The 18,492-nt window shown below is 69.1% G+C and carries 17 protein-coding genes and 1 pseudogene; 7 read left to right on the forward strand and 11 right to left on the reverse strand.

Annotation, left to right across the window (positions count from 1 at the left end):
- Positions 1-41: 41 nt before the first annotated feature.
- The gene (locus ACWDR4_RS33290; RefSeq protein ID WP_450413865.1) at positions 42-179 is read right to left on the reverse strand and encodes a winged helix-turn-helix transcriptional regulator; all 138 of its coding nucleotides are present in this window, start codon (positions 177-179) and stop codon (positions 42-44) included.
- 80 nt (positions 180-259) lie between these two features.
- Positions 260-1,024 (reverse strand): SDR family oxidoreductase, encoded by a 765-nt coding sequence (locus ACWDR4_RS33295; RefSeq protein WP_450413867.1) that lies wholly within the window; start codon positions 1,022-1,024, stop codon positions 260-262.
- Between the two features lie 249 nt (positions 1,025-1,273).
- Between ACWDR4_RS33295 and ACWDR4_RS33300 the strand changes: the two genes are divergently transcribed.
- Positions 1,274-1,675 (forward strand): winged helix-turn-helix transcriptional regulator, encoded by a 402-nt coding sequence (locus tag ACWDR4_RS33300; RefSeq protein WP_450413868.1) that lies wholly within the window; start codon positions 1,274-1,276, stop codon positions 1,673-1,675.
- A 12-nt stretch (positions 1,676-1,687) separates the two neighbouring features.
- Here the strand turns inward: ACWDR4_RS33300 and ACWDR4_RS33305 are convergent, their stop codons facing one another.
- Positions 1,688-2,149 carry a nuclear transport factor 2 family protein gene (locus ACWDR4_RS33305; protein WP_450413870.1) on the reverse strand — a complete coding sequence of 154 codons (462 nt, stop codon included), beginning with the start codon at positions 2,147-2,149 and terminating at the stop codon, positions 1,688-1,690.
- Between the two features lie 330 nt (positions 2,150-2,479).
- On the opposite strand from ACWDR4_RS33305, the gene ACWDR4_RS33310 reads away from it, so the two are divergent.
- Positions 2,480-3,442, forward strand: a complete 963-nt coding sequence (locus ACWDR4_RS33310) for a quinone oxidoreductase family protein (RefSeq protein WP_450413871.1) — start codon at positions 2,480-2,482, stop codon at positions 3,440-3,442.
- A 43-nt stretch (positions 3,443-3,485) separates the two neighbouring features.
- A complete protein-coding gene (locus tag ACWDR4_RS33315; protein ID WP_450413873.1) occupies positions 3,486-4,574 on the forward strand; it encodes a Gfo/Idh/MocA family protein in 1,089 nt (362 codons plus the stop codon).
- 220 nt (positions 4,575-4,794) lie between these two features.
- Here the strand turns inward: ACWDR4_RS33315 and ACWDR4_RS33320 are convergent, their stop codons facing one another.
- Entirely contained in the window at positions 4,795-5,097 is a 303-nt protein-coding gene (locus ACWDR4_RS33320; RefSeq protein WP_450413875.1) for a PASTA domain-containing protein, read from the reverse strand.
- 55 nt (positions 5,098-5,152) lie between these two features.
- On the reverse strand, positions 5,153-7,381 hold the full coding sequence (locus tag ACWDR4_RS33325; protein ID WP_450413877.1) for an MMPL family transporter: 2,229 nt from the start codon (positions 7,379-7,381) through the stop codon (positions 5,153-5,155).
- A 373-nt stretch (positions 7,382-7,754) separates the two neighbouring features.
- On the opposite strand from ACWDR4_RS33325, the gene ACWDR4_RS33330 reads away from it, so the two are divergent.
- Positions 7,755-8,957 carry a sensor histidine kinase gene (locus ACWDR4_RS33330; RefSeq protein ID WP_450413879.1) on the forward strand — a complete coding sequence of 401 codons (1,203 nt, stop codon included), beginning with the start codon at positions 7,755-7,757 and terminating at the stop codon, positions 8,955-8,957.
- Here ACWDR4_RS33330 and ACWDR4_RS33335 read toward each other — a convergent pair.
- Together ACWDR4_RS33335 and ACWDR4_RS33340 are read right to left on the reverse strand one after the other, a co-directional pair.
- Positions 8,932-9,612, reverse strand: a complete 681-nt coding sequence (locus tag ACWDR4_RS33335) for a response regulator (protein ID WP_450413880.1) — start codon at positions 9,610-9,612, stop codon at positions 8,932-8,934. The two genes, ACWDR4_RS33330 and ACWDR4_RS33335, sit on opposite strands and share 26 nt — an antisense overlap.
- 50 nt (positions 9,613-9,662) lie before the next feature.
- Positions 9,663-10,004 (reverse strand): SDR family oxidoreductase, encoded by a 342-nt coding sequence (locus tag ACWDR4_RS33340; protein ID WP_450413881.1) that lies wholly within the window; start codon positions 10,002-10,004, stop codon positions 9,663-9,665.
- Between the two features lie 39 nt (positions 10,005-10,043).
- Between ACWDR4_RS33340 and ACWDR4_RS33345 the strand changes: the two genes are divergently transcribed.
- Together ACWDR4_RS33345 and ACWDR4_RS33350 are read left to right on the forward strand one after the other, a co-directional pair.
- Complete coding sequence (locus ACWDR4_RS33345) at positions 10,044-10,667, forward strand: TetR/AcrR family transcriptional regulator (RefSeq protein ID WP_450413883.1); 624 nt, start codon at positions 10,044-10,046, stop codon at positions 10,665-10,667.
- Between the two features lie 460 nt (positions 10,668-11,127).
- Positions 11,128-11,250 (forward strand): annotated as a pseudogene (locus ACWDR4_RS33350) (transposase); the annotation flags it as partial.
- A 106-nt stretch (positions 11,251-11,356) separates the two neighbouring features.
- Here ACWDR4_RS33350 and ACWDR4_RS33355 read toward each other — a convergent pair.
- Positions 11,357-12,787 (reverse strand): FAD-binding oxidoreductase, encoded by a 1,431-nt coding sequence (locus ACWDR4_RS33355; RefSeq protein WP_450413885.1) that lies wholly within the window; start codon positions 12,785-12,787, stop codon positions 11,357-11,359.
- 103 nt (positions 12,788-12,890) lie between these two features.
- Positions 12,891-13,469, reverse strand: a complete 579-nt coding sequence (locus ACWDR4_RS33360) for a lipocalin-like domain-containing protein (protein ID WP_450413887.1) — start codon at positions 13,467-13,469, stop codon at positions 12,891-12,893.
- Between ACWDR4_RS33360 and ACWDR4_RS33365 the strand changes: the two genes are divergently transcribed.
- Positions 13,413-13,925 (forward strand): helix-turn-helix domain-containing protein, encoded by a 513-nt coding sequence (locus tag ACWDR4_RS33365; protein ID WP_450413889.1) that lies wholly within the window; start codon positions 13,413-13,415, stop codon positions 13,923-13,925. The genes ACWDR4_RS33360 and ACWDR4_RS33365 overlap by 57 nt on opposite strands.
- Here ACWDR4_RS33365 and ACWDR4_RS33370 read toward each other — a convergent pair.
- Complete coding sequence (locus tag ACWDR4_RS33370) at positions 13,807-15,984, reverse strand: alpha/beta fold hydrolase (RefSeq protein WP_450413891.1); 2,178 nt, start codon at positions 15,982-15,984, stop codon at positions 13,807-13,809. The genes ACWDR4_RS33365 and ACWDR4_RS33370 overlap by 119 nt on opposite strands.
- Positions 15,985-15,994: 10 nt before the next feature.
- Positions 15,995-18,478 carry a type I polyketide synthase gene (locus ACWDR4_RS33375; protein ID WP_450413893.1) on the reverse strand — a complete coding sequence of 828 codons (2,484 nt, stop codon included), beginning with the start codon at positions 18,476-18,478 and terminating at the stop codon, positions 15,995-15,997.
- Positions 18,479-18,492 lie beyond the last annotated feature (14 nt).

The following is an 18,492-nucleotide window of genomic DNA, read 5'->3' on the forward strand; positions in this document are numbered from 1 at the left end:
ATTCGAACGCTCCAGCACTGCAAACGCTGGGCAAGTTGCAATCAAGTCCGGCACGGAAATGGGACCTCATCGGTCTTGTCGACGGCCCAGTCGCGTACCTGGGACAGCAGGCCGTACAGATCCCGTCCGAGCGGGGTCAACTCGTAGTCGACGCGTATCGGCACGGCCGGTGCGGCCATCCGATTCACCCATGTACGCCTCGTACATGCCGGGCTCGATCCGGCGCGCGGGACCAGGCCCTGCCGACGCCGGCGCCTCGTCAGGCTGCGGTCATGCCGCCGTCGATGGCGAGCGCGGCTCCGGTGATGAACCTTGCTTCGTCGCTGAGGAGGAAGGCCACGAACGCCGCGATCTCCTCGGGCTGGGCGATCCGCCCGATCGGGTGCAGCGCTCCGGCCGCACGGACGGCCTCCTCCGGCGGCATGCCCATGTTGCCGCGGAGCAACGGGGTGTCCACGCCACCGGTGACGAGGGCGTTGATCCGGATGCCGGCGGCGGCCGTGTCGAGGGCGGCCGACCGGGTGAGCCCGACCACGCCGTGCTTGGCGGCGCTGTAGGAGGCCATGGCGGCGGCACCGGTGACGGCGAGGTTGGAGGTGTTGTTCACGATCGCGCCGCCACCGGACGCCTGCAGCAAGGGAATCTGGTACTTCAGGCCGTAGAAGACGCTGGTGAGGTTGAGCGCCAGATCGGCGTCCCACGCCTTGGCGTCGATACCGGCGATCGGGCCCACCGCGGTGGCCGCGCCAACGTTGTTGAAGGCCGCGTCGAGGCGTCCGTGCCGGTCGACCACCTGCTGGACCAGGTCCGCGACCTGGGCCTCCACGGTCACGTCTGTGGCCACGAAGACGGCGTCCGCTCCGCCGGCGCGAAGTTCGGCAGCCAGGGCGTCGCCGGCGTCTTTGCCGCGGGCCGCCAGGACGACCTTCGCTCCTTCGGCGGCGATCCGCTCGGCGGCGGCACGACCCATGCCGGAGGTGGCGCCGGTGACCAGGACGACCTTGTCGGTGAAACGTGCTGACATTGCTGCGTACTCCTGCGTGTGCTCGATAGGGCCAACGGGCCTGGGACCCGGCGATGACGGGGTACCTGATGGATACCTGGTATGTCTTCTGTACCTGGATCAAGTCTCCGGAACAGGAATCGACGCGGCAAGAGGGCACTTTGAAGTGCTCAGGTATCACCGAGGGAACCGTCCCCGGGACGGGACTGCTCCTGTCATCTGCAGCATCGCGCCGAATGGATACCTGGTTACGCTTGTATACTTCCTGGCATGACGACGCAGGCGATCACGGAACCACAGGAGACAGACACCGAACCGTGCGAGGAAGGCCATGGCCTCATTCGCAGCGTGCTGGAACGCATCGGCGACAAGTGGTCGGTCGTGGTGATCTGCAGGCTCGCCGACACCACCCGCGGGTTCAACGAACTGCGCCGCCTCAGCGGCCCCAGCCCCATTACCCAGCGGATGCTCAGCGCCACCCTGCGAAGGCTCGAGCGTGACGGTCTCGTCACGCGGACCGTCCACAACACCAAGCCGCCTCGCGTCGACTACGCGCTCACCGAGCGCGGACTCAGCCTGCTGGGCATAGTCCAGTCACTGGCACGTTGGGCCGAGGACAACTCCGGCGGCATCCTGGACTCAAGGACGACTTTCGACGCCGAACACGCCTGACAAGCCTCCGCGTCAGGCGCCCGGAGTCCAGTTCTCCAGTGGGTCCATCCGGAATCGAGTCAGCACCAGCGAGTCGATCAGCCAGCGCCCGTCGACCTTTCGATAGGTCTCCCGGTACTGTCCGTAGCCGTCATGGCCCTCCGGGGCGTCCTTTCCGGCAGGGAAGGTCAGCAGGTCCTCCATGGCCCAGATCCCGGACGCCGTGTCCGCGCCCGTGATCTGGATCTCGGGCATGTGGCCGTGGTGGACGGTCGGGGCCGCGCCGACGAGATCCCGGACAACGTCGGCCATGTCCGCACCCGAGTCCCAGGCGGTCCCGTCGGTCACGACCTTGGCCTCAGGGGTGAACAGCGCCGCCAGTTCCTCGTACTTCTTCTCGTCCACGAAGCGGAAGTAGCGGGCCTTCACCTGCTTGATGCTCTCGACGTCCTCGAGAGCCTCCAGCCTCCGCATGATGTCGTCCGGATCACCCATGGTTGAGCCTCCTTTCACCCTTCCGGGAGTCTGCGGTCCGCCGCCACACCCAGAGGGGTACCCAATGAATACCTGGTACGTCTCACGTACCTGAACCAAGTCTCCGGAACAGGGATCAACGCGACAAGAGGGCACTTTGAAGTGCTCAGGTATCACCGAGGGAACCGACCCCGGGCGGGGGCCGCTCCTGTGATCCATGGGGCACTCGGGGGCAGCAGGGCCACTCTCGTTTCTGGACTTGCGAGTCCATTTTTGTTGACCTAGCGTTCGGCGCGTCAGACTCGTCCGCGACCTGATCGCGGCGGAGTGCGAGGCGTTAGGAGGGTTCTCATGCACGCGATTTTCGTACGCGAGTACGGAGGTCCGGAGGTCATGGCCTGGACCGAGTTCCCGGACCCGGAGCCCGGTCCCGGCGAGGCACTCGTCCGGCTGGGCGCCGCTGGGGTGAACTTCATGGATGTCGGCACACGAACCGGGCCGCTTCCCACCTGGCCGATTCCCACTGTCCTGGGGGTCGAGGGCATGGGCCGGGTCACGGCGGTGGGCGACGGTGTGCGTGACCTGACCGTGGGCGACCGCGTGGCGTGGTACTACCACAAGGGCAGCTACGCCGAGCAGCTCGCGATCCCAGCGGCCTCCCTGGTGAAGGTCCCGGACGGCGTGGACGACGAGACGGCCGCAGCGGTGATGATGCAGGGGCTGACGGCGAGTCACCTCATCACGGACACCTACGCCGTCACGCCCGGCGATATGACCGTCGTGCACGCGGCGGCGGGCGGCGTCGGCCTGATGCTCACTCAGATGATCAAGGCGCGCGGGGCGACGGTGATCGGCCTGGTCTCCCGGGAAGAGAAAGTCGCTGTCGCGAAAGAGGCCGGGGCCGACCATGTCCTGGTCTCCAGTGGGGGCGGATTCGAGCACCGGGTCAGGGAACTGACCGGCGGCCAGGGCGCGCACGTCGTGTACGACGGCGGGGGGCCGGCGACGCTGCGCTCGTCCCACCTGGCGCTGCGCACGCACGGCGTCCACGCGTACTACGGCGTCCTGATGGGCGGCATGCTGCTCGATCCGAGGGACATGCCCAACAGCATCTCGATGTCCTATCCGGTGGTCATGGACCACGTGCGCACCCGTGACGCGCTTGTCACGCGCACCGGCGAGATCTTCGATCTGATCCGAACCGGGCAGCTCACCGCGCGCATCGGGGCGCGCTACCCACTGAAGGACGCGGCCAGAGCGCACGCCGACATCGAATCGCGCGGCACGACCGGAAAGCTTCTGCTCCTGCCGTGACCGGGCCGGGGTCTTCAGACCGTCGGAGGACGAAGAGAGAGATATGACAAAGCCCATAGGTGTCGGCGTGATCGGCGCCAGTCCGGGGCCAGACAGTTGGGCCGCGAACTCGCACATCCCTGCCCTGCGTGCATTGCGCGGCTTCGAGTTGCGCGCGGTCGCGACGAGCCGACGGGCGTCCGCCGATGCCGCCGCACAGGCCTACGGCGTCGAAGGCTTCGACGATGCACGCAAGTTGATCGACCACCCTGGCGTCGATCTTGTGGTTGTCGCCGTGAAGGTCACCCAGCACTACGACCTCGTCAAGCAGGCGCTCGCGGCGGGCAAAATGGTCTACAGCGAATGGCCACTGGGGGCGACGCCGGCGGAAGCCAGAACACTGGCCGAACTCGCCGAGGCCAATGGTGTGCGCACAGTCATCGGACTCCAATCAAGGTTTGCGCCAGCAGTGCGCCACATGCATGACCTTGTCGACGAGGGCTATCTCGGCCGGACACTGGCAACCACGCTGATCGGGTCCGGCGTGGCCTGGGGAGCGACGACGGACCGGGCTCACGCCTACATGTTCGACGCCGCCAACGGCGCGACCACTCTCACCGTGCCGACGGGCCACGCCCTCGACGCGCTCACCTACGTACTCGGCGATATCACCAGCGTCACCGCAACCCTCGGAATCGGCCGCGGAGTAGTCCAGATCGCAGACGAGGGCGTGGACGTGCCAGTGACGGCACCGGATCAAATCGCCGTGACCGCCGCTCTACGGTCGGGAGCCACCGCGTCGGTCTTCTACCGTGGAGGCTTGTCCCGCGCCGGCGATCTGCGGTGGGAGATCAACGGCACATCGGGCGACCTGTTGTTGACCAGCCCGGTGGCGAACGGGAACATCCAGGCCACCGAACTGACCTTGGCAGGCGGGAGCACCCCGGAAACAACGCTGAGCCCCCTGGAGTTGCCGCAGCCTGCCAACCCGGAACTCGCCGCCATCCCGGTGGGACCTGCCCGTAACGTCGCCGCACTCTACGCGGCGTTCGCCGAAGATCTGGCACAGGACACCTGCCAAGTACCGGACTTCGCGCACGCTCTCACGATCCAGACGTTGACAGCAGACATCCAGGCCTCGGGCGCCCGTTGAATCGCAAGCCCGGACAGGCCCTGACCAAGCAGGTCGCCGTGGCACCGCACTTTGCTGAGTACCGACGCATGGCTACCAGGGTCATCCCGGTCGTTGAGCTTCGACGCGTCGCCCAAGCTCGACTCCGTCGGGAATCCTGGGGTTTCCCCATGCGAGCGCACGACCAATAGCCAGGCTCACAGCCGTGGTGGAGCCCGAACCCGCCTGGGCCAACGCGCCTTCAGCAGGTCTCGCCCTTCTTCACGACGTACAGGGTGACGGATGTGGTGAGGGGCAAGCGTGCAGGCGGCGGCTGCTGCGAGCAGACCTTCCAGTTGCTTCCGCGTAGTGGAATGCGGTTGCTGTAGTGGGCGTCCTCGCTGGCGAGCCGGTTGAATCCTGCCTTCCAGGCGGCCGTCTGAGCCTCGCGAAGGGTCATTCCGTGCAGGTCCGGAAGCTCGGCCGTGCGTTTTTGGGCCTGTTGGGACAGGGCCACCAGAGCGACGACGGTCGCGACGGTGAGGACCGCGGTGCCTTTACGCATGGCTCACTCCTGGAGTGATGCGCCCGCACACGGGATGTGCGGGCGCATCGGGGGCTCAGCGGGTCGGGGTGAAGTCGGCGTCCCTGGGGGCGGGTTCGTGGGGTACGGGGATGGCGCTGCCGAGCTTCTCGCCTTCGATGTCGACGTGCGGCAGGCGCCGGTCGAGCCAGCCGGGCAGCGACCAGGCCCGTTGGCCGAGCAGGGCCAGGACGGCGGGCACGATGGTCATCCGGACCACGAACGCGTCGAAGATCACCGCGACGGCCAGACCGAAGCCGAGTGACTTGATCATGGCGTCGTCGCCGCCGACGAAGCCGCCGAAGACACCCGTCATGATGAGGGCGGCGGCGATGACGACCTTGCCGCTGTGCCGGAAGCCCTCGGTGATCGCGGCTCGTGGCTCGGCGCCGTGGACGTACGCCTCACGGATCCGGGTGACCAGGAAGACCTGGTAGTCCATGGCAAGGCCGAAGACGATGCCGACCAGGAGGATCGGCATGAGGCTCATGATCGGACCGGCGGTCTGCAGGCCGAACAGGTCCTTGAACCAGCCCCACTGGAAGACCGCGACCACTGCGCCGAGAGAGGCGAGGACGGACAGCAGGAAGCCGAGCGCCGCCTTGATCGGCACCAGAATCGAGCGGAAGACGAGGATCAGGACCAGGAAGGCCAGGCCGACGACGAGCGCCAGGTAGGGGAACATCGCGGCGGAGAACTTCGCGGCGACGTCGATGTTCATCGCGGTGGTACCGCTGACCAGGGCCTGCGCGCCGGTCGCGGTCCGGACGCCCTGGGCCAGGTCGCGGATGGTGTGGACGAGGTCGTTGGTCTGTTCGCTCGCGGGCGAGCTCTTGGGGACGACGGTGACCATCGCGGTGTCACCGGCCGGGTTGTACGTAGCAGGGGTGACGGCGGCGACGTCCTTCAAGTCCGCGACGTGGTCGGTGAGTTGACCGACCGCGGTCTTCGTGGCCGCGGGGTCGCTGTCGCTGACGACGAGGGTCAACGGGCCGTTGAAGCCGGGGCCGAACGACTCGGTCAGCATGTCGTAGGCCTTGCGCTCGGTAGTGGCGGTGGGCTTGGAACCGTCGTCGGGCAGGCCCAGTTCGAGCCTGGTCGCGGGCAGTGCGATCACGCCGAGACCGAGAACCGAGAAGAGCAGGACCTTCCACGGGCGGCGTAGGACGAAGGCCGCCCAGCGTTCCGCCGCCGGCGGCTTCAGGGCAGTGGTCGCGGTGGTCTTCGTACGGGCGGGCTTCCGGCTTGAACCACGCCCCAGGGCCCGGTCGGGGGCAAAGGCCAGCAGCGCCGGGACCAGGGTGATGGCGACCAGGACGGCGACGACGACGGCACCGGCGCCCGCCACGCCCATGGCCGTGAGGACGGGCAGGTTCACCACGGCCAGGCCGACCAGGGCGATGACGACGGTCAGACCGGCGAAGACCACCGCGGAACCAGCGGTCCCGTTCGCCCGGGCGGCCGCCTCGCGGGCGTCATGCCCTGCGGCACGTTCGGAGCGGTAGCGGGAGACGATGAACAGGGCGTAGTCGATGCCCACCGCGATGCCCAGCATGGCCGCCAGCGCCGAGGTGCTGCTGCTGAGGTCCAGGGCGGCAGTGAGCGCGGTGATGGCACTCATGGTGACGCCGACACCGATCAGGGCGGTCAGCAACGGCATGCCGGCCGCGATGAACGAGCCGAAGGTGATGACCAGGATCAGCGCGGCGAGCACGAACCCGAGCGCCTCGGAGGAACTGCCCGACTCGGCGGGCGCCAGTGCACTGCCGGACGCCTCGACGGTCAGGCCCTGGTCCCGTGCGGCGTCGAGGGCGTCGTCGACGCGTTTGTGGTCCGCGTCGGTCAGGTCGGCGGCCTTGGCCTTGTACGTGACCTGGGCATAGCCGGTGGTGCCGTCGGCGCTGATGGTCTTGGCCGCGAACGGGTCGGCGACCGAGGCGACACGTGGCGATGAGGTCTTGAGGCCCTTGAGCAGTGAGGAGACTTCGGCCCGCGGACCGCTGTCGGCCAGCTTCTCCCCGTCGGGCGCCCGGACGACGACGCGGGCGCTCGCCCCGTCGGCGTTGGCCGCGGGGAACTTCTCGCCGAGCACGTCGTACGCCTTCTGCGCCTCGATGCCGGGCAGGGTGATGTTCGAGTTGCTGCTGCTGCCGCTGCTGCCCGCCGCCGCGGCGCCCGCGATGCCGAGTACGACCGCCCAGAGCAGCAGGGTCAGCCAGCGGCGCTTGAATGCGGCGCGCCCGATCCGGTGCAGAAATGTAGCCATGGGAAACACAGACTCCGTACGTCAAGAGAGCGAGACGAGGAAGGAAGAAAGGAAGAAAGGAAGGAGGGAGGGCGGGTGGGCGGGCGGTACCAGGGCAGCTCACCTGGTACCCCGCCCGGCGTGCCGGGGCCTCATAGTCCGCGGCACACACTCCAGGACCACCCCGTACGCCCGGGACGCCGAAGGGTCCGGGCGCGGCCCGTCGTCGACGGGCCGGGGGTGGGGCACCGGTGCCGGGGGAACGCCCGTGCCCTTGAACCATGCTGCGGCAGCCCGCGGCGGCGCGGCGTCAGCCCTGGGTACGGACTGCGGCGCGCCGTGTCGGTCATCCGGCCGACACCACGGGAGCGGTCCGGCTTCCTAGGCTGGTGACGTGGACTGGAAGCTTCCGTTTTCCCCTGGTATCCGACGCGTCATCTCCGCCGCCGCGATGGTGTCCCTGGCCCTGCTGTGGGCGGGCGACATCCTGGTGCTGCTGCTCGTGACCGAGCCGCCGGTCTCCCCCACCACCTGGCTGCCGGTGTTCGTCACCGGCCCCGCGGCCGCGCTCGCGCTGCCCGGCACCCGCTACTCGCCGGCGTTCCCGGTCCGGGCGGCGGGGGCGGCCGGCCTGTCCCTCACGCTCACCTGCGTGTGCCTGTTCGCGCCGGTGACCGGAACGGACATCGGCTACCTGGAGGCGTTCGCGCTGCTGTGCCTGATCATCCGGACACTCGCCCAGGTCCAGCCCACCCGCACCATGGCGTGGACCGTCGCCGCCCTGGCCGTCAGCATGGTGATGCAGACACTGCGTACCCGGACGCTGGACGGCTTCGTCGCGGGCAGTTACGCGGTGACGATCATGCTGTCGCTCGGCATCGCCATGGGGTGCGTCCTCCGCGCGACCGAGGCCCGCCGGCGGCGCGCCGAACAGGACGTACGGCAGGCTGAACGGCTGGCTCTGGCCCGGGATCTGCACGACCTGATCGCCCACCACATGACGGGCATCATCGTGCAGGCCAACGCGGCCAGGACCGTCCACGCGACCGCACCCGAGAAGGTCGAGCCGGCCCTGGAGGCGATCGCCCGGTCCGGTACGGAGACCTTGGAGTCGATGCGCCGGCTGGTGCGGGTGCTGCGCGAGGACAGCCATCAGCCCCTGCGGCCGGGCGATCTGCTCGCCGAACTCGGGGATCTCGTCGGCGAGTTCTCCCGACATCGCCCGGGCGCCCCGGCGGCCCGGCTCGAGGCGAGCGCCGCGGTCCGCACGAGCCGGTTCAGCCCGGAGGTCGAGGCGACCGTGCTGCGAGTGGTCCGGGAAGCCCTCACCAATGTCCTGCGCCATGCGCCCGGCGAGCAGGTGACCGTGCGGCTGGACGCCGCCGCGGAGTGGCTGGAGCTGACGGTGACCAACAGCGCGAGGCCGCGCCCGGCGGACCGTCCGGCGGGCGGCCGGGGCGGCTTCGGCCTGATCGGTCTGCGCGAACGCGTCGAGGCACTCGACGGCACGTTCCGGGCCGGTGCCACGGACTCCGGTCAGTGGGAGGTACGGGCCATCGTGCCGCGCCCCGTCACAGACGCTGGTCCCGCGAGGTGACCACGCTGTTCTCCCACGCCCAGGCCGCGATCTCGACGCGGTTGCGGGCCTCGACCTTGGCCTGGATCCGGGCCAGATACGTCTTCACCGACGACAGCGACAAGAACAGCTCCTCTGCGATCTCCTGGTTGGTGCGGCCCACCGCCACCAGGCGGGCGATCTCCGTCTCCCGGCCGCTCAGCCCGGCAGCCTCCCGGCGCTCCTCGCCGCCGAGTCCGTGCGTCAGTCCGCGCAGCAGCCGCACGGTGACCGCCGGCGAGACCAGCGCGTCGCCGCGCGAAGCCGCCCGTACCGCCTCCACGAGCAGCGCGGGCGGAGCGTCTTTGAGCAGGAAGCCACAGGCCCCGTTGCGCAGTGCGTCGCGCACGTAGTCGTCCTGGTCGAACGTAGTGATCACGACGACGTTCGTCGCGGGTTCACCTGACCGCTCGCCCGCCAGGATGCGGGTGACCTCCAAGCCGTCCATCCGCGGCATACGGATGTCGACGAGCGCCACCGCGGGGCGCAGCCGTCGGGCCAACTCGACGCACTCGACACCGTCGCGGGCGACACCCACGACCCGGATGCCCGGCTGGGCGTTGAGGATCATCTCAAAGCCGGCCCGGACCAGCTCCTGATCGTCGGCGATCACCACATCGATCAGCTCATCGGCCACAGCTGTCCTTCTGTCTCTCCCGTGCCGGCGAAACCGGCAATCTCAACAGGCTAGTACTGGCCGCGCCTTCCGGAAGTGTGCGAGGCCCGAGGACCCGGGGTGAGCCTACGGCCGCTGGGCGCCCTCTCAAGCCAGGCCCCGGCCGCCACGCTCGCGGAGCGGTCGGGCGCACCGCCGCGCCACTGCACCGCGGTGAATCCGCCGTCGACAGTGAGGGTGACGCCGTGGACCTGGGACGCCTCGTCGCTCGCGAGGAACACGACGGCGGCGGCCACCTCCGCCTTGACGAAGGCCGCCGCACCGCCGTCCTCCTCGATGCGCGCCACCACCTCTGCGCCGCGACGCTCGTCACGTCCGCTGACGACGACGAACGCGCCTTCGGCACCACCCAAAAATGGACCTTCAAGTCCAGAAAGTGGCAGGATGGCGACATGGCACCACGACTGACCCCCAAGGGTGCGGCCACCAGGCAACGCATCATCGAAGGAGCAGCGGAGGAGATCCGCGCACGCGGCGTGACCGAGACGACCCTGGACGACATCCGCGCCCGCACGGCCACCAGCAAGAGCCAGCTCTTCCACTACTTCCCCAGCGGCAGGGAGGAACTCCTGCTCGCCGTGGCCCGGCACGAGGCCGGCCGCGTCCTGTCCGACCAGCAACCCCACCTCGGTGAGCTCACCTCCTGGCAGGCCTGGAGCAACTGGCGGGACGCTGTCGTCGACCGCTACCGCAGACAGGGGCAGCAGTGCCCGCTCAGCGCGCTCATGTCGCAGCTGACCCCTGCCACGCCCGGCGCGCAGGCCGTCACCAGACAACTGATCTCCTCGTGGCAGGCCCAGATCACGGCCGGTATCCGGGCCATGCAGGACCAGCACGAGATCCCGCTCAGCCTCGACGCCGACCGCGCCGCGGCCGCCCTGCTGGCCGGTGTCCAAGGCGGCGTCTTGATCATGATGTCCACCGGCTCCCTCACGCACCTGGAAGCGGCCCTCGATCTGGGCATCCACCAGCTCATGGCCCCGCCCGCGCCGGTACGCGCGACGCCGACGGCCTGACCGGCCCGCGGGCGCACGCGCAGGCATGGTCAACTCGGCCGACAGACACGGGCCCTGAGGCGATCTTCGAGTGGCTGGGGCTTCGGTGCGCACCGTGAGGCGCAGGCGTCAGCGGTACCGGGCACGGGGTGTCGAGGGGCTGATCGACGGGCGAGCGGTCAGGACACCGGCCCCGGGCTCTCGGCAGGACCCGCGTGTGCTGGAGGTGGTGCGACCGGAACGGTCTCGGTGCGGATCGCCACCGGTGCCACCCGGTGGACCGGCAGGCCGAGAAACGCGCGAGGCCGAAGACGTGGCGGCTGGCCGGGCCCGGACGAAATACGCGGATGCTGCCCGAGTGCCCCAGCTCATCGTCGCGTTTCACAGTCTGTTCGCACCTGGATCCGGCGGCACGTCCGGCATGTGCCTGCGGGGTCTGCTGAGCGGCACGCCCGTCTGGCTGGTGCCCGGCCAGGACCCTGCCCGCGTCCTCGCCGAGACCGGCGACGACCGGACCCGCTTCGCCGACGCCAGAGCCCTCAAGTCCTACGCCGGCTCCGCCCCCATCACCCGCGCCTCCGGCAAGAAACGCTTCGTCGGCCGCCTCTCGTCGGCATACACGTGAACGTGGCCAGTCACGTGCGACGGTCGCCGAGTTTGATGCCCTGGGCAGCTTGGGGAACCCGACATGATTGATGCGGCGGATCATGTCATGATCCCTCGGCCGAGAGATTGTGGTTGCAACGGAACAAGTTGTCCACGTCGTACTGGGCCTTCAAGCGGACAAGGCGGTCGAATGCCTCCGGATCATAGAACTCCCGCACGTCGTCTGGTGCGGACGGCCTGCCGTCGCTGTACACGAAGTTGAGGTTGCGTCCGACCGTCCACGGCTTGAAGGCATGCATGAGTCGCTGATGGACGGGGCGGGCGTCGGCGAACGGGTCCTCGCGAATCGGGCCGACGATTCCGTTGAGCACGCGCAGGACGTATTGCGCCTTCCTGCCACCCACAGCGCTTGGCACGGCCGGAGGGCGCGACATCGCACCGCCAAGGTGACGCAGGTCCACAACACACGGCGAAATGGCGTCCGGGCCGGTCAGGTCCAACAGCGTCTGCAGAGCGGAAGGGTCCAGCTCGCGCAGCAGAATGTTGTTGCCGTAGTAGGAATGGGAGAAGTCCGGGTCACCGTGAATCGAACCGACCTGCCCGTACGGAATTTCGGCCACGGTGTCAATAAGACGCGGCCCGATTGCCCGTAGCGGAGCGATCAGCCGTTCCCCCTCCGCCGGATCACCATTGAACGCAATCCGGATGTGAGCGGCGTACCGCCCGCGCAGTGGTTCGGGGAAGGCAGGTATGGGCGGGTAGACCATCAGCCCTATGGATGAGGTCAGCTGCTCCGGCACCGTGAGCGACCAGTTCCTGTAGGCGCGCAGGATACCGATGGCATCATCCGCCGCTTCGAAGAACAGCCCTCCGCCGTACAGCCCAGCGACCGGCACAAGCTCCGTCTCAACGGCCGTGACGACACCGAAGTTGGCGCCGCCGCCACGCAGCGCCCAAAAGAGCTCCGAATCGGAGTCCGCGGTGATGTGCCGGTGCGTCCCGTCGGCAGTGACGATGTCAATGCTGCGTACGTGATCGCATGCGTAGCCGAACTCCCGTCCGAGCAGTGGGGTTCCACCGCCTAGCAGATAGCCCACCACACCGACGCCCGGCGCCGAACCGTTGAGCGGGGCCAGCCCGTGCCGAGCCGCCTCCCGGATCACGTCCTTCCACTGGGCGCCCGCCTCTATACGTGCCGTGCGGGCTCGGGCGTCGACCTCGACGCGGTTCATGCGCCGAGTGGTGATCAGGACGCCCTCCCCCCTCAGTGGCGTGGAGATGCCGTGGCCAGTGCTCTGGACCGCGATGGGCCACCGCCGCTCGGCCGCGAAGCGCACTGCGGCACACACATCGGCCGCGGTCGTGACTCCCACCACAACGGCGGGACGGTGCTGATAGGCCGCCTGGAAACCAGCACTCTCGGCGTCATAGCCCTCGCTACCGGGCAGCAGGACCGGTCCCTGAACGGCCACGGTCAGCGCATCTACCTCCCCGGCGGCAGCCGAGTCGCGGGGCGCGACCAGGGACGCACTCACGTCATCGGGTCGGGTAGGACCGGCCGGTTGCCCAGGCCGGTCCCCCCTCAGAACCGGACGTGCGCCTCTCAACGCATCCGACTCAAGCGGGCCATCGGCGGGTTCAGTCATGGTTGTTGCTCCAGTCTCCGGGGGTGGCGGTCGCCACGCCCCACCCGATCCGGTGCCATTCCAGGACGCGGCGGCGTGGTGGGCCGACCAGGGCGGTGCCGTAGAGCTGGAGCCGATCCCCTTCCAGGACCAGCTCCCGAATCTGCTCCGAGCCAACCCAGGCGGGATCGGGGGCAAGGTGAATCGCGTGGACAACGCGGTCACCGTCCCGCCGCCAGGTCCCGGCGTAGCTGTTGAAGGTCTGGTCGCCCGGCTGCGCGGCGCCGGTGCGCATCATGGTGACCGACAGCTGACCGCCCGGTGCGTAGAAGAGCAGCCCGTCCGGCGCGAGCCCGAGCGGGCCCGTGTGGCGGGCGCCACGCTTGTCCAGGTCGTGATAGGACACGAGCCGCCAGACTCCGGCAAGTTCATCGCCTGGGACGGATGGTGTCGTGGGTCTCGGCACAGTTCTCACTCCTTGCACTTCGCGACGGGAACGGCGGGCAGGGCCACGCGGCCCGCGTACAGCAGGGACGTGCCTGCGGATATAGCCACGCGGGGCCGGATCGTGCTGTGGTCGGGCGAGGGGCATCGACGCAAGGACATCGCCGAACTGCTCGGGGTGTCGCTGCCGATGGTGGACCGCTGGAAGACCCGCTATGTCGAACAGGGCCTGGCCCCGCCGGGCGGTGTGGTGGTCCTCTCGATTGTCGCGAAAACGCAGATCCAGGCGCTGGACCGGACCCAGCCGGTACTGCCCGTCGCGTTCGCGGCGAGCGAGAAGCGCACCGCCCACCACCCCCGAGGTCAAGGAGTGGCTGGCCAAGAACCCGCACGTCCACGCGACCACATCAACTCCTGGAACGAGAGCGCGAAATCATTCACCTGGACCGCGACCGCCGGCGAGGTCGGAGAGCCTGGTGAACTGATCAACGCTCAGGGTGATCCGGAGCGCGGTCAAGTAGTCGTCGAGCCGCGCGAGGGTACGCGGCCCGGTGACCGGGACCAACGTGGTGCCCAGACATCGGGCGTGGCGCCGGGCCGGTGAGCGCCGCCAGGTCGAGGGGCGCACCGGCCTCCCACAGCTTCCCGAGCGTGGACAACAGACCGGCCGGCTCGGAAATCCGGCCGCCGGGATGCGGCAGCGAGGACACCGCCAGCAGGTTTGCGGGTAGGTCGGGACGGCGCTTGAGGAGACTGGTCAGCGACTGGCCGGGCCCACATTCCAGCAGCACGTCCGGCGAGGAGCCCAGCACCGTGCTGACCGCGTCGGAGAAGCGCACTGTCTGCCTCATGTGCCGGGCCCAGTAGTCGGGGTCTGTTGCCTCCTGTGCAGTGATCCACCGGCCGGTGATGCAGGAGACGAACTCCCTCGTAGGCGGTCGCAGGGTGAGCCGCGCGGCGGCCGCGCGTAGCTGCTCGACGCAACCCTCCATGAGCCTGCTGTGGAAGGCGTGCGAGACGCGTAGCCGCCGGCCCGGCGTCCCGGCTGCGGCGAGCCGGGCCTCGATCCGCGCGATGTCCTGCTCGGTTCCGGCCAGTACGCAGGACGAAGGGGCGTTGACAGTGGCCAGGTCCGCGCCCAGCTCCAGATACGGCGCCAGCCCTTCTTCCGCCAGCGGCACGGCGAGCATCACTCCGGTCGGGGCCTGCTGCATCAGCCGAGCCCTCAGGGAGACGAACTCCAGAGCGTCGGGCAGGGTCATGACCCCGGCGAGCGTGGCGGCGACATACTCACCCAGGCTGTGCCCGATCATCGCCACAGGTTCCACACCCAGCTTCTGCCAGGTGCGCGCCAGCGCGTACTCCAGCAGGAAGATGGCCGGTTGGGCGACGACGGTCTGCCGAAGCCCTTCCACGTCCTCCCTGTCGGTGCCGGCCAGCACCGCGTGAAGGTCCAGTCCGGCGACCTCCCGCAGCAGATCCAGGCCGTGCTCGAACTCCTCGGCAAAGCTGGGAAGTTCCTGGCACAGGCCGAGTCCCATGCGAGCGTACTGCGATCCCTGGCCGGGAAGGACGAGCGCAACCCGAGGCCGCTCCGCAGTGTTCCGAGATGCGGGGAACGCCGGCTTGGCCAGGGCGTCCACGAGAGTACCCAGGTCGCCGCCGAGGACGAACCGGCGGTACGGCAAGGGAATGTCCCCGGCCGACGGCGCCGCGTCCGGGGCAGCCGCTCCCACCGGACCGGTCACCCCCGCCCGGCCGCGTCGCACTGCCTCCTCAAGGCCTTCGGCACTTTCCGCAGCCAAGGCAAGGAGGCGGTGGCTACCCATCCGACCCCAGATGGCGACGCCGTCGTGGCAGCCGCCCTCCGTATTCCTTGGACTCAGGCCGGGCTCCGGCGCCGCCATGACGTGCCGGATCTGCTGAAGCATCAGGCGCCGCTGCTCCGCGTCCCGGAAGGGGAAGTGGCCCCCAACCAAGCAGAAGAGCTCGAAGGCGCGGCTGGTATGGGCGCTCCACTCGGCCACCCGCAGCTTGTCGCATTCCAGGTCGCCGACGAACACCGTGACAGGGATGTCCAGCAACGGCCCAGGCTGGTACCGGTAGGTCTCGTAGATCGTGACATCGGCGCGGAGGACGCCAAGGGCCATCTGCAGCAGCCTGGGATCAGCACGGATCTCTGCCGGCAACTCCCCCCAGCGCTGCTCGATCTCGGCGAGCAGCATGTCGTCGCTCAAGGTGTGGACAGGTTGCCCGCCGCGGCCGAGGGGCGGCGGGGGGCTGGATGACAAGAACAGCTGCCGCGGCAACTCCCGGCCCGCATCGCGGAGTGCGCGGGCCACCTCGAAGGCCACCAGGCCGCCGAGGCTGTGCCCGAAGAACGCGAACGGCCGCTCGGGGCGCAGAACCTCCAAGACCGCGTCGACCACCGAGGCCATGGAGGTCAGCGGCGGCTCGCCCAGCCTGGATCCTCGGCCGGGCAACTGGACGCCGGACACCTGGATCTCCGGCAGTTCCTCCTCGAAACGAAGATATTCGCCAGGCGATCCGCCGGCGTGGGTGAAGCAGAACAGGTCGGCTGCGGCGTCCGGGCGATGCCTGCGGGCGACGATCCAGCGGCCTCCCTGCGACGTACCGGTACGCCGCGATGTCTTCTCCATCATCGAATCCTTCTCAGGGCGCCGGAGCCGTCTGTTTGTCGATCAGCTCTGCGAACTCCGCGGGGGTCTGTGCCTCGTAGATGACAGCGGTATCGAGTTGGGCAGTGGGGAAGAGTTCGCGGGCGCGGCTCAGCAGCTGGGTGGCGATGAGCGAATCGCCACCCAGGTCGAAGAAGCTCTCGTCGAGCTCGACAGCCTCCAGGCCAAGCGTCTGGGCGAACAGATCCGCGACGACCTGGTGAACGGAGCCCTCCGAGCGGTCGGACGGCCCCCCGATTGCCCTCCCGGTCGGCGGACCGGCGGCAAGGGGCGCGGGAACCTCGGTCCGGGGCGGTGCGAATGGGTGCGGTTCCACGACGTACCGTTGCCGTTCGAACGGATAGGACGGCAGCGGGACGCGGCGCTGCCTCACTCCTGCGTGGAGCCCTTCCCAGCGCATGGTGGTCTCGGCGAGCCAGAGGCGACCGGCGGCATCCAGCAGGGCGGGCAGCGCGTCCTGCCGACCGCTTTCCGGGAACACGGGCATCCAGAGGTGGTCCGTTGCCTCTCCGGGCCCGGGTGCCTGCTCGAGCACGGGGATCCTGGGGGTGCGGAGTTCGACCGTGGCTCCGGTGACAGTCCGGCGGACCGCCTCCTCCACTGTGCAGACTCCGGCTACGACGTCCGCCACCACGGCCCCGGCGCCGCTGCCCGCGACGGCCGCCGGGCGCAAACCCCAGGACTGCCAGAGTCGGGCGAGCGCAAGCTCGGTGGCCAAGACGTCGAGTTCCGCAGGGACATCCTCGGCGCCGGCGAGACTCAAGCACTCCTCCAAGGCCCGGAGGAACACCGGCTGCGTCGCGCGCAGATCGCGCGTCCGGTAGGAGTCGACGGTGCCGGGGAAGACAAGGGCAACCTGCCGGGCCAGCCCTCGCTCTTCGAAGTCGATCAACCGGCCCGGGTCAAGGCCGGTCAGGACGCGAATGGCGTCGTCGGCACCGCGCACCACCGCGAATCGGCGGCAGGCGTGTTCGCGGCGCCCGGTCTGCAGCGTCCAGGCAACGTCGGCGAGCGGCAGCTCCCCAGCATGCGCCCGCAGACGGGCGACGAGCCGGTCGGTCATCGCATCCAGGGCTGCCGGCGTGCGGGCCGACAGCACAAGCAGCTGCCAGGGCTGCACAAGGTCCGTGGTTGCCGGCTCGGGAGCCTGCTCCAGCAGGACGTGGGCATTGGTGCCTCCGATACCGAAGGAGCTGACCCCTGCACGGCGTGGAATGCCCTCATCCGTCCGCCACTCCCGTGTGCTGGTGGCTACCACGAATGGGCTCGCTTCGAATTCGATGTGTGGATTCGGGGCCGTGAAGTTGAGGCTCGGCGGGATGACGCCATGCTGGAGAGTGAGCACGGTCTTGATCAGTCCGGCCACGCCGGCGGCCGCGTCGGTGTGGCCGATGTTCGTCTTGACCGAGCCGATCCGGCAGAAGCCGCGACGGTCGGTGTCCTGGCGGAATGCCTTGGTCAGCGCGGCGACTTCGATGGGGTCGCCGAGCGGTGTGGCTGTGCCGTGGGCCTCCACGTAGCCGACAGTGGCCGCATCGACACCGGCGACAAGCTGCGCTTCGCGGATCACCGCTGCCTGCCCCTCCATGCTGGGCGCGGTGTAGCCGATGCGGTTGGCTCCGTCGTTGTTCACTGCGGAGCCGCGCAGCACCGCACGGATGCTGTCGCCATCCGTGATCGCCTCGGACAGACGCTTGAGCACGACGATGCCAACGCCATCGCCGCCCACCGTCCCGCCCGCTTCAGCGTCGAAGGCGCGGCAGGTGCCGTCCTGGGAGAGGATGCCGCCCTCGATGTAGGGACTCGCCTTGGCGGGAACGTGGACCGCCACACCGCCCGCGAGGGCCACATCGCAGTCACCGGCCAGCAGCGCCTGCGCGGCGGTGTGGACCGCGACCAGTGAGGTGGCGCACGCCGCCTGGACAACCACGGCGGGGCCGCGCAGACCGATCTTGTAGGCGACCCTGGAGGCGAGGTAGTCCGACGCGTTGCCGACCAGGATCTCCATGTCCGTTACCAAGGGCAGCTCGTCGCGGCGGGAACGGACGACATCCGCGTACGAGGTGTCGGTACTGCCCGCGTAGACGCCGACGGCCCCCGGGAAGCGCTCCGGGTCGCAGCCCGCGTCCTCCAGCGCCTCTACCGCGCATTCCAGGAAGATCCGGTGCTGAGGGCTGATGATGCGGGCTTCCCGGGGCGAGAAGCCGAAAAATCCGGCATCAAACCACTCGGGGTCCTTGAGCAGGCCCCTTGCTGGGACGTACTCCCCGGCACCTGCCTGCCCGGCAGGCCCGGGAACAGACCGACGGGGGAAGCGAGTGACGGTCTCCAGGCCCTGGACCAGGTTGTGCCAGAACTCTTCCGGGTTGGCGGCCCCGGGGTAACGGCACGCCATGCCGATGACGGCGACGAATGAACCGCCATCCTCTTGCTGCCCGCTGTCCTGCCGGGCCGCCACTTCGTCACGGACGT

This window comes from Streptomyces sp. NPDC000878 (assembly GCF_053599695.1).